This window comes from Spirosoma flavum (assembly GCF_042686045.1).
Lineage (GTDB): Bacteria > Bacteroidota > Bacteroidia > Cytophagales > Spirosomataceae > Spirosoma > Spirosoma flavum.
The window spans coordinates 1,308,502-1,320,316 of record NZ_JBHUOM010000002.1 but is presented as its reverse complement, the minus strand read 5'-3'; the positions used below and the strand labels follow the sequence as shown (position 1 = coordinate 1,320,316).

The following is an 11,815-nucleotide window of genomic DNA, read 5'->3' as shown; positions in this document are numbered from 1 at the left end:
TACTCCGTTAACAATTTTTATAGCTTGACTTATCCAGAAACTGGTTAAAGGCTTGTTCGTGTCCGGGCAAAAACTGCACCGCAATCGGCAGGTAATACAACGGCAATGACGTTCGTTCGTCCGGAGTCAGTAACTCGTCCAGTTTCACCCAGTCTTTCTCGGTGGTTAACAAAGCGGTTCCGGGCGGTAAGGTTTTCAGGATAGAATCGAGGTCAGCGCGGCCATACGCGTGGTGATCGGCGAAACGGTAATGGTGAATCAGGCGAAATGTTTGCCGGACGTACTGCTCCAACGGATTGGCATTAGCGAGCCCTGATATAAGTACAACTTCATGCAGGGTAGAATTTGCTGGTCGTGTGGCGAATGAAACGGGCTGGTCGTACCGCAATCCGGCAAAGAAAACAGGGGTCTCAGGTCGGGCATACGGTCGAATTTTTGCTGTAATACGCTCTTGCTCAGTGGCGAACAAATCGTTCGGACACTTCGTAACGACAATAGCATCAGCCCGTCGGCCCCCTTTTCGTCGTTCGCGCAGCCGACCCGCCGGAAACGGATAATCATCATAAAATGGTCGGCTATAGTCCATTAATAGAATACTAAGATGCGGCTGAACGGCCCGGTGCTGAAAGGCATCGTCGAGCAGAATCTGATTCGTTTCGGGGTGAAGCGCCAACAACGACTGTATGGCATTGGCCCGGCGTTCGCCCACGCATACCCGAACGAGGGGCGCAAATTTTCGGTAAAGCTGGAGGGGTTCATCACCAATGGTTGAGGCCGTATCGGTAGCCATCGCTATCCGAAAACCGGTGGTATGCCGACCGTAACCCCGGCTCAGGGTAGCCGTCTCTCCTACCTTACCTGACACCTGCATCTGTGACCGTTTGATCAATAATTCGATCATAGGTGTTTTTCCTGTACCGCCTACGGTCAAATTACCCACGCTGACAGTATAAACGGAGGGGCAAAATGTCTTTAATAAGTGGCTGTTAAATAGCCAATTACGTATGTCCATCAATAATCCATAAAGTCCACTCAATGGCAAGAGTAGCCATCTACCAACCAACCGCTTCATTAATAATTTCGTAATATTGCCAGCTTGAGCAGTCAAAAGTAGTACTTTTAGGACTGAGAACCCCAGTCCTCACCGCTTGGTACAATGAGTTTAAAAGCCGACTACCTGAAATACACGTTGCATTTTCGCTTCGAAGCGGGTACGTCACGCGGCACCCTTACAGAAAAAACGTCTTACGTTATCCGGCTCTGCGACGACGAAAATCCAGCCGTTATCAGTTATGGTGAATGCGGCCCACTTAAAGGATTAAGTTACGACGACCGGCCCGATTTTGAAGAAATTTTACACCAGTATTGCAAGGAGTTTACGGACCTGGACCTCCAACTGTTTAGCTGGAATATACCCATTATACTCACCCAGATTATCAGCCCGGAGTTTCCGAGTATTTTATTCGGTTTTGAGACGGCTATGCTCGATTTTTTGGCAGGTAGTCAGCGCATTATTCGGGCCACTGATTTCACCGATGGGCAACGTTCATTGCCTATCAATGGCTTGATCTGGATGGGCAGTCAAGCGTTTATGCGTCAGCAGATTGACGAAAAACTTCAGGCTGGTTATACAACCCTGAAACTAAAAATCGGAGCCATTGATTTTGACCAGGAGTGCGACCTGTTAGCCACGATTCGGGAACGTTTTCCAGCCGACCAGATTACGCTTCGGGTAGACGCTAACGGGGCGTTTCAGCCAAATGAAGCCATGGCAAAACTCGAACGGCTGGCCGCGTTTAACCTGCATTCTATTGAGCAGCCTATCCGCGCCGGACAGCCCGACCTCCTGGCCGACTTGTGTCAGCATTCGCCCCTGCCCATCGCTTTGGATGAGGAACTGATCGGCAAAATGGAATACATGCATAAATTCCGGTTACTGAAAAAAATACAGCCGCAGTTTATCGTTCTAAAACCTACCTTATTAGGTGGAATGCGCCATTGCGACGAATGGATTGAACTGGCCGGACGGCTTAATATTGGCTGGTGGCTAACATCGGCGCTGGAATCAAACATTGGGTTGAATGCCATTGCTCAATATACGGCGCAGTTCAAACACCTGTTACCGCAAGGGTTAGGCACCGGACAATTGTACTACAATAATGTCGATAGCCCACTGGTTGTCGAACATGGGCAACTACGCTACGATCCTACGCGGCTCTGGAATTTCGGTCCGCTTCTGGCGGATGCTTCTCACTAATTAAGCCTCTATTCCTTGAACCTACCCGCCGATCATATCCGCCTGCTGTTTGGCTTAAAACTGCGCCAACTTCGAATTGACAAAGGTCTATCTGTCAGCGAATTGGCTCAAAGATCAAGCTTATCTGTTTCGTATGTAACCGAAATCGAAAAGGGACGGAAGTATCCTAAAGCAGACAAGATTTCAGCGCTGGCAAACGCAATGGAGGTGGACTATGATACGCTTGTATCGTTGAAACTAAGCAAGAAGTTAGAACCCATTTCGGACCTGTTACGTTCGAAATTCCTAACCGAAATCCCCCTCGAATTATTTGGTATTGACCCCTCTGACCTGCTCGAACTACTAGCCGAAGCACCCGCTAAAGTCAGTGCCATGATTCGTACATTCATGGATATTGCCCTTAGTTACAACATGAGCGTCGAACGGCTATATTTGACCATGCTCCGGTCGTATCAGGAAATGCATGATAATTATTTTCCTGATATCGAAGCGGACGCAGACCGCTTTCTGGCTGAATTTGCGCCGGTGCCGGACCAGCCTGTTACGGAAGCATTACTGGTGAATCTGCTTAAAACACGTTATAGTGTTCGCATTGAGTACTTCGACCCACTCACTCAGCCTGACTTAGCGTCCCTGCGGTCGGCTTATCGGCCAGAACAGCGCACCCTGCACCTCAACGCCGGACTATCGGCTGAGCAACGATCATTTATTTTAGCTCGTGAAGTGGGGTTTCAATTTATGACGCTCAAAAATCGGCCTTATAGCTACTCATGGGTTGAAGCAGAGTCGTTCGAGCAGATACTGAATAACTACAAAGCCTCTTATTTTGCCGGTGCTATCTTAATTCGACGCGCTGCTTTAGTGGCTAAATTGAGCGACCTATTTGCCCGTGAAACGTGGAATAACGATGACTTTTTGCAACTCATCGACGATTTTGGGTCTACGCCAGAGCGTTTCTTTTATAGACTGAGTAATGTGTTGCCAAGTGAGTTCGGCATTGATCAGTTGTTCTTTTATCGGTTCAATCACACACCGGGCCAAACAACTTTTCAACTGACCAAAGAGATGCACTTATCCCGTCAAAAAGGTCCACGCGGCATTTTAGACGAGCATTTTTGTCGACGCTGGATTGCCTGGACGATTTTGCAGGAACTCCAGTTCTTACAGCAGAATAAAGGATTCGACGGTACGCTTTGCCGGGCACAAATCTCAGAGTATGCTGATTCGGGGCAACAATACCTGATTATTTCGGTAGCACACCCCTTTCAGACGATGGGGCATCAAAATATCAGCGTGTCGATGTGTTTTGCCGTTAACGACGCGCTGAAGAGTAAAATGAAGTTTCTCTCGCCATCCTCAAGAAGTAATCCAGCCAGCGAAGTAGCTTTTCGGGTGGTTAATGAAGCCTGCGAACGTTGCGGCATTTTTGATTGCCGCGAGCGCGTAGCAGCCCCAACAGTCCTGCAAAAGAAACGGCAGTTTGCCGATATGAAAAAAGCGATGGAAGCCTTACGGTAACTCTCGACAAGTCTATTAAACGCCCTCGATAGTCAGAAGCAGCTTAAAAAAGGCTGTAAGTCTTTGCCAGTTGAAGCTAATAGAATCAATTAGAAGCTAAAAAGGAAAGTACCAGTTAGCAAAAACATATTTATACCCTACATTCATCCTATACTTTTAATTCAATTCAGCCATTAAGTAGTACTAAAATAGCTACGGTATGAGAAATTTTATAGTTTCTTTTAGCTGCTTACTAGTTGATTTACAGGGAAGTACAGCGTGTAAGCAGCAAGACGAAACCAATCCTTGTACCTACCCACACCAGGTAACAATAAATTCAACGTGCTATACCGGTAATGGGGTAGAATTAACGGCTACCGACTATGGAAATTCTTCTTCAGGCTTTGAGTGGAGTATTATTGCGTTAAAAGACACATCAAAAATTCTGGGATGGACGCCGAAAGACGTAAAGATTGATATGTTCGCGTCGGATAAGTTTACGGTGCCCGATAGTTTAGTAACCAACTACCAACGGTTGATTATAACGGTTGCGACAAATTGCCAGGGACTGTCCAAACATTCTATTTACTACGGCTTTATCAAAAGTAAATCAACGGCTACTAATTGTATTATGTGGACATCTCAGGCTAACTAAAGACTTGCCTTCTTTTATTGGCATAATGGCCAGAGTGTCCAGTTAACTAAAGATGGGGCCTCAGATAACGTTAATATCATCTAAGGCCCCGTTTATAGTTGAGAAGGGTCAATATTTCACTTCAGAAAGGCTAATTGACAGGCCAGCGTTTTTCGCGAAGAATTCTACTGATCAGGGCCATTTCGTAAAAATTGCTTCTTGTGGTTTAGGCACCTATTCCCATCCACCACCCAGTGCCCGGTACAATCCAACCAGCGATAGAAACTGCAATCGCTTTGTCTCTATTAGGGCCAGTTCGGCATCCAGCACACTACGTTGGGCGGTAATGACTTCCAAGTAAGTAGCATAGCCATTCACGAATAACTCATTCGACGTGGTAGCCGCCTGCCTAAGTACAGCGACTTCCTGCTGTTGAATATCCGCTACATTCTGGTAGTTATCCAGGCCTTTCAGACTGCTTACGACTTCGCTAACCCCGGTCAGAATCGTCTTTTGATACGCGTAGTAGGCTTCCTGACTCCGGGCGACGGAAACCGTATAATTCCCTTTCAGTAACCGCCGATTGAAAACGGGAGCCGTCAAGCCGCCTACTATGCCAACGGCAATTGACGCCGGATCAAAAAGCGAGGCCGCCCGAAATGCGTTTACGCCTACATAGGGTGTCAGTGTTAGCGACGGCAGAAACTCAGCCTGAGCAACGGCCACATCTATATTGGCCGCTTCCAATTCATGTTCGGCCTGCCGGATATCGGGCCGACGGCGTACCAACTGAGCGGGTAAACCAGCCAGTATTGATGCGGGGATTTTCTGGTCTTCAATAGATTGACCACGAGCAATGGGTTGCGGATATCGGCCTAACAACGCATTTAGCTGATTCTCGGATTCGGCAATTTCCTGTCGGACACGGCCTTCAAGACTTCGGGTGTTAAGCAATTGGGCTGTAAACTGCTGAACAGCTAGTTCCGTTACGCGACCAGCCGCTTTCTGTACGAGTACCAATTCGACAGCGCGTTGTTGCAGAACGACGTTCTCCCGAATAATATCCACTTCGCTATCCAACGCCAACAGTGTGTAGTAAAGTCGGGATACCTCACCGGTGAGTGCCGTAACAATCAGGTTGCGCCCTTCCTGCGACGATAGAACCCGTGTGTAGGCGGCCCGTCGGCGGTTGCGGAGTTTCCCCCAGACATCAAGCTCCCACGAACTACAAAGACCTAAAAAATAGTCTGGAGTAGGATTGGGAATCCGACTCTTTCCGGCAATATTTTCGGAGAGGTTCGTATCATAATTACCCACGCCGTTTAGGGTATAGCGGCCATATCGGTCAAAGCCAGCGGCTGCTACGGCATTTACTGTCGGCAGTAATGCCCCCTGACTTATCTGGAAGGTAGCCCGCGCCATATCAATACGTTGGAGCGCCATCCGAAGATCAGGATTTTGGACCAGAGCTGTATCGATTAGCCGCACCAGATTTTGATCGGTAAACAGCGTTTGTCGGGTCAAACTACCGATTGTTGTAGAATCTGTACTACCCATAAACGACACGGGCAAAGTAACAACCGGCGTTTTCTGTGGTGTGTGTATAATTCGGCAGCTGCTCAGATTGACGAAAAAAAACAGCAGACCGAGGCCGTATGTACTCTTATGCTTGTTCAAGAATGGCACCATTTGTTTTCGTTGAAGAGTTATGTGGCTCTGCTTTATGATCGGTCGGCAGCTTTTTCGATCCGAATCGCTGGGCCAGTTTAGCAAATAATATATAGAGGCCGGGTACCAGCACCAGCCCGAACACGGTGCCAATGAACATGCCACCCGCAGCGGCTGTGCCAATGGACCGGTTCCCCAACGCCCCGGCTCCCGAAGCAACGCAGAGCGGAATTAGACCAGCGATGAAGGCTAGCGAGGTCATTAAAATGGGGCGTAATCGAGTCACGGCGCCTTCGATAGCGGCTTTCACAATGGGTAGCCCTTCCTGTTGCCGTTGGTTGGCAAATTCCACAATCAGGATAGCGTTCTTACCCAACAACCCAATCAGCATAACCAGTGAAACCTGTGCGTAGATGTTGTTTTGCAGACCCGCCAGTTGCAGACAAAGAAACGAACCGAAAATTCCGGCGGGCAACGACAGCAGGACGGATAAGGGCAAAAACAGGCTCTCGTATTGCGCAACCAACAGCAGGTACACGAAGATGAGGCAGATTATAAAGATGTAAATGGCCTGATCACCCGACATAACTTCCTCCCGCGACATACCCGACCACTCGAACGAGTAGCCACGTGGAAGCACCTTTTGGGCGACTTCCTGCACGGTATTCAGCGCATCTCCACTGCTGTAACCCGGCGCAGGGTCGCCGTTGATAAGCGCCGACATGTACATGTTATAGCGGGTAATCTGCTCCGGCCCGTAAACGCGCTTGAGACTGACGAAATTAGAGTACGGGACCATTTCGCCAGCCTTGTTCTTCACGCGCAGGTTTAATACATCTTCCGGATTGGCCCGATATTCGGGAGATGCCTGTACCATCACTTTATACATCTGCCCGAAGCGGATGAAGTTAGACGCATAATAGCTGCCCATGAGCGTCTGCAACGTCCCCATCGCATTATCAATCGAAACACCTTTCTGAGCCGCCTTATCCTGATCTACCTGCAACAAATACTGCGGGAAACTGGGGTCAAAACTCGTAAACGCATTCCCAATTTCGGGTCGTTTTTTCAGGGCAGCAATAAACTCATCGGCCACTTTTTTGGTCATTTGCAGATCGCCGGAACCCGTACGGTCGAGCATCCGGAGCTCAAATCCGCTGGAATTCCCGAAGCTGGGGACCGTAGGCGGAGGAAAAAACTGAATACTGGCATCCTGAATCGTTCGGGTTTTTTCTTCCAGGGCGGCAATCACCTCCTCCAGGGTTTGCTTTCGCTGATCCCAGTTCTTCAGATTGATCATTCCCATGCCATAAGAAGCGCCCACGCCATCAGTCATCAGGCTAAAACCGGCCAGCGTTGATACGTTTTCGACGGCATCCATCTTCGATGCTACCTGCTGAACTTTATCCAGCACGTCTTCGGTACGCTTAACGGTTGCCCCAACGGGCGTTGTCACGTTTACGTAAATCATTCCCTGATCTTCGGTTGGGATAAACCCGCTTGGCAAGAATGAACTGATACCCCAGGCTCCCCCAACGAATAATAAAAACATAGCTATCGTTACTGCGCCCCGGCTGGCTACTCGCCGGAGCAGGCGCTGATAGCGACCCGTCAAGGTATCGAAGCCCCGGTTGAAGAAAGCAAAAAACCGTCCTAATAGACCAGTTTTGCCATTACCGTGGATAGGCCGGAGTAATAGAGCGCATAGAGCCGGCGTGAGCGTGACAGCATTGACGCCGGAAATAACGATGGCAACAGCGAGCGTTAGGGAGAACTGTCGATAGAAAATACCAACCGGCCCCAACATAAACGCCACTGGAACGAACACGGCCGACATGACCAGTGTAATAGCGATCAAGGCACCGCTAATCTCCTTCATGGCGGCAAACGTAGCGTCTCTTGGCGACAGGTGACCGGACGCGGATCCGGTTTCTGCCATTTTTGCATGAACCGCTTCGACAACCACAATAGCATTATCAACCACGATACCAATGGCCAGCACCAGGACAAAGAGCGTCAGTAGATTAATGGAAAAACCAATCAGGCTCATGAACGCAAAGGCCCCTACCAACGCTACGGGCACAGCCAGCGCGCAAATCAGTGTGGAGCGCCAGTCCTGCAAAAACAGAAATATAACCAGAAATACCAGTACGAAAGCCTCAATGAGCGTGCGAATCACTTCGTGAATAGACGCATCCAGAAAGCGCGATACATCATAAGCGAAGTTGTAGGTCATGCCGGGCGGGAAGTTCGTTTTCTTCAATTCCGCCATGCGTGTTTTGACATTATTGATCACGTCTCGGGCATTGGAACCAGGCCGTTGCTTGAGCATGATAGACGCCGAGGGCCTCCCGTCGGTTTTGGACAGTACGTCATAATCAAGTGAGCCGAATTCTACGTCGGCCACATCTTTTAGGCGAAGCATCGAGCCATTGGGCTCAGCCCGCAGCACAAGATTCTCGTATTGTTTGGGTTCAAAAAACTTACCGCTGTACCGCAATACGTACTGAAGCATATTCGGTTTTCGGTCGGCACTTTCTCCTGCTTTACCAGGGGCAGCCTCTACGTTCTGCTCACGAATAGCGGCAATTACTTCGTCGGGCGATACATTGTAGGAAGTCATCCGGTCAGGTTTTAGCCAGACGCGCATGGAATACTCCCGTGATCCCATGATGTCGACAAAGCCTACGCCATCAATGCGTTTGAGTTCGGCCAGCACATTGATATCAGCGAAGTTGTAGATAAACTTCTCATCGACAGTAGGATCGTCACTGAAAATATTGAGGTACAGCAACATACTATTAACCTCTTTTTCAGTCGATACCCCGGCTTTAATCACTTCTTCGGGTAATTCGTCCAGCACGGTTGTCACGCGGTTCTGGACACCCATAGCCGCCAGATCGGGGTCGGTACCCACGTTGAAAAATACCTGAATGATCGTACTGCCGTCGTTGCCTGATACCGAGTTCATGTACACCATGCCCGGAACGCCATTGATGGCTCGCTCTAATGGCATCGCCACCGCTTTGGTAGCCACTTCGGCGTTAGCCCCTGTGTACTTAGCCGTTACCGTTACGGATGGGGGCACAATGTCAGGAAATTGCGTAACGGGCAGACTGGTTAGGGCGAGTCCCCCCAACAGCGTGATCACTACCGATATGACCGCCGACAGCAGCGGTCTTTTAATAAATAAATTGAACATAGGCTTATTGTTGAGCAATCGTGTTGCGTGAGGACAAACTATCGGCAACGAGTGCCTTGGGAATGATCTGTATCCCATCGCGGATATTCTGAATCCCTTCGTAGACTACCCGCTCGCCCGCTTTCAGACCCGATTGAACAATGTAATTGCTATCAACCCGGCCCTGCGGCACAAAACTCCTTGTCTTGACCCTGTTCGATGCATCAACGACGTAGACATAGTTTTTATCCTGCACTTCAAATACGGCTTTCTGCGGCACCAGCAGCGCGTTGCTGACGGCGCTAGCCAGCCGGATTTTTCCCGAAGAACCATGCCGAAGGAGTTTATTTGGGTTCGGAAAACGCGCCCGAAAAGCAATGGTTCCGGCTCCCTCTTCGAAGACGCTTTCCATCGTTTCAATCCGCCCTTTGTACGGATAGGCCGTCTCATCGGCCAGTAACATCTCTACTTCCTGCCCGTTCCTGCCATCCTGATGAGGATTTTTCTTGATATAGTTCAAGTACTCTTTCTCCGATACGTCAAAGTAGGCATACACTTCCCGCACGTCAGAAACGGTTGTCAGCAACGCACCTTCTTCAATCAGGCTACCCATCTTGAACGGAATTCGGTTGATCGTTCCATCGAAAGGCGCTTTAATCCCCGCGTGTGAAAGCCTGAGTGCAGCCGTCGCCCGCATCGATTTCATTTCGTCGATGATAGCCCGCCCGGCTTCGCATTTTGCTTTTGCCAGTTCCAGTTCTGAGGGCGACACAATTTTTTTTTCCACCAGCAATTGTACCCGCCCCATCTCAACTTCGGAGGTTTTGGCGTTGGCTATGGCAGTTTTGAGATTAGCACTAGCCCGATCAAATCCAGCCTAATATTCAGCTTCGTTTAGCTTGAAAAGTAGCTGCCCTTTACGAACCGTCTGGCCCTCATCTACATAGATTTCCTCCAGAAACCCAGATACGCGGGCGCGGATTTCAACATTTTGGGTGGCTTCTAACCGACTAACGTAATCACGCTGAAGCGTTGTGGTTTGCCGTGTCAGTTGAACTACGGGTAACGTCAGCTTCTCTGGCTGGTCATCCGTTTTACTGTCTTTTGTGGCACAACCAACCAGCAACATACCTGTAAGAAGGGCAGTTAGACTTACTGTGTTTTTCATAAGTAAACTAGCGAAAATGGAAACGGCTAACCGGAGAACCATACGTAGTCCTCTGGCAACTGGGTTACCAACTGATAAATTGAGAACAATAAGATGAAGAGTCAGTCAAACGACAACCATCATTTACGTAGCCCTTTGGCACACGAAACAACTTATGTCAATTAAGACACTGACTTACAGTATGTATTTAGGGGGAGGAGCAATTATTTCCGACGTGGGTGTAGCGTTACAAGCGGGTCGAAATGGGAGATTACCCGTCATCAAATAGCGAACGGGTGGCAACATTGGCGTGAAAACAAACAGCTGCGTAAACGTGTAATCGTGTTCCCGTTCGGCAAATTCGGAGTCTTCGTCCGGGTCATCATGCTCCGGCACGGCATCAACAAAACCCAAGCACGTTTCCAGAACAAATTCACTTATGCTTTCTATTTTGTTAATTGACAAATCTTTGTGATAAGCAGTTGTTCGACTTGATAAAGACTCAATATCAGGCGTATCTATACCTATATTAATGACATGCAATGCCATCAGAAAGCATAGAAATCTGTACACCAGAAAGTTTTGTCGACGTTTTTTCATACCGGCTAGAAAACAAATTTACTCTAGTTCATTAAAAAGTCATTAAAAAAATTAATTTAAATAGGGTCATTCGCTATTAAACTTCCTAAAAGCTAAATATATCCGTGATTGATTCAACTACAGGTTATTTTCGACGCACTGTAGCAACTGATTTTACTACGTGCGAAGGGAGAGATTCGCTAATTTGACGCTCGGTATCATCCAGTAGTATGACTTTTCTCCAAATTTCGCAGGAACACCAGTATCTGACCATTATTCAAAAATGGTATGAGGGTTCGTTTCCACCTGATGAACGACGCAATTTTAACGACTTGCTTCAGCTCCTCCCCTGCCCCGAAATGCACCTTTGCGCGTTGATTGATCAGGATCATCTCGTTGGGTTTATCATTTACTGGCAATGGGCCGATGCCGTATTTGTCGAACATTTTGCCATTGATCCCGAACAGCGCGGAAAACAATTTGGCCAACGGGCTCTCAACCAGTTGTTACGTAGGGAAAGCCCCTATTTTATATTAGAAGTCGAACGACCCGAGGATGAAATCAGCCGTAGCCGGATTCGGTTTTACGAACGGCAGGGTTTTTACCTTAACTCATTTGATTATGCCCAGCCACCTTATCAACGGGGGAATCTACCAATACCAATGCGGTTGATGTCAATTCCGGCGATTATCGAGCAGGACGAGTTTGAGGGGTTTAGCCAATTAATTAAAGAGCGGGTTTATGAACGCTTTTATTAACGAATACGGGACTGTGCCAGATTAAGGCCACACCATCACAACCCACTTTCCTTCAGTCAGTCTACAAACAGAACGGCCGGTTGTCTACTGACAA

At 48.4% G+C, this 11,815-nt stretch carries 9 protein-coding genes and 1 pseudogene; 4 read left to right on the top strand and 6 right to left on the bottom strand.

Features of this window, described 5'->3' with window-relative positions; all coding sequences use genetic code 11:
• Window positions 1-7 precede the first annotated feature (7 nt).
• Complete coding sequence (lpxK, locus tag ACFS25_RS10920) at window positions 8-1,072, bottom strand: tetraacyldisaccharide 4'-kinase (RefSeq protein WP_381500868.1); 1,065 nt, start codon at window positions 1,070-1,072, stop codon at window positions 8-10.
• Between the two features lie 84 nt (window positions 1,073-1,156).
• Between lpxK and ACFS25_RS10915 the strand changes: the two genes are divergently transcribed.
• The 3 genes from ACFS25_RS10915 (at window position 1,157) to ACFS25_RS10905 (ending at window position 4,409) form a co-directional block, all read left to right on the top strand.
• Window positions 1,157-2,257: an o-succinylbenzoate synthase gene (locus tag ACFS25_RS10915; protein ID WP_381499897.1), complete on the top strand. Its 1,101-nt coding sequence runs from the start codon at window positions 1,157-1,159 to the stop codon at window positions 2,255-2,257.
• A gap of 15 nt (window positions 2,258-2,272) precedes the next feature.
• Window positions 2,273-3,775 (top strand): helix-turn-helix domain-containing protein, encoded by a 1,503-nt coding sequence (locus ACFS25_RS10910; RefSeq protein WP_381499894.1) that lies wholly within the window; start codon window positions 2,273-2,275, stop codon window positions 3,773-3,775.
• A 199-nt stretch (window positions 3,776-3,974) separates the two neighbouring features.
• Window positions 3,975-4,409 (top strand): hypothetical protein, encoded by a 435-nt coding sequence (locus ACFS25_RS10905; protein ID WP_381499891.1) that lies wholly within the window; start codon window positions 3,975-3,977, stop codon window positions 4,407-4,409.
• A 213-nt stretch (window positions 4,410-4,622) separates the two neighbouring features.
• Here the strand turns inward: ACFS25_RS10905 and ACFS25_RS10900 are convergent, their stop codons facing one another.
• The 5 genes and pseudogenes from ACFS25_RS10900 to ACFS25_RS10880 form a co-directional block, all read right to left on the bottom strand.
• Window positions 4,623-6,077 (bottom strand): TolC family protein, encoded by a 1,455-nt coding sequence (locus tag ACFS25_RS10900; RefSeq protein WP_381499889.1) that lies wholly within the window; start codon window positions 6,075-6,077, stop codon window positions 4,623-4,625.
• The gene (locus tag ACFS25_RS10895; RefSeq protein ID WP_381499886.1) at window positions 6,052-9,258 is read right to left on the bottom strand and encodes an efflux RND transporter permease subunit; all 3,207 of its coding nucleotides are present in this window, start codon (window positions 9,256-9,258) and stop codon (window positions 6,052-6,054) included. The genes ACFS25_RS10900 and ACFS25_RS10895 overlap by 26 nt, the downstream gene beginning before the upstream one ends.
• A gap of 4 nt (window positions 9,259-9,262) precedes the next feature.
• Window positions 9,263-10,093 (bottom strand): annotated as a pseudogene (locus tag ACFS25_RS10890) (efflux RND transporter periplasmic adaptor subunit); the annotation flags it as partial.
• Window positions 10,094-10,114: 21 nt separating this feature from the next.
• Window positions 10,115-10,405, bottom strand: a complete 291-nt coding sequence (locus ACFS25_RS10885) for a biotin/lipoyl-binding protein (RefSeq protein WP_381499884.1) — start codon at window positions 10,403-10,405, stop codon at window positions 10,115-10,117.
• Between the two features lie 174 nt (window positions 10,406-10,579).
• A complete protein-coding gene (locus ACFS25_RS10880) occupies window positions 10,580-10,984 on the bottom strand; it encodes a hypothetical protein (RefSeq protein ID WP_381499882.1) in 405 nt (134 codons plus the stop codon).
• 209 nt (window positions 10,985-11,193) lie between these two features.
• Here ACFS25_RS10880 and ACFS25_RS10875 point away from each other — a divergent pair, with 209 nt between their 5' ends.
• Entirely contained in the window at window positions 11,194-11,721 is a 528-nt protein-coding gene (locus tag ACFS25_RS10875) for a GNAT family N-acetyltransferase (RefSeq protein ID WP_381499880.1), read from the top strand.
• Window positions 11,722-11,815: the final 94 nt, after the last annotated feature.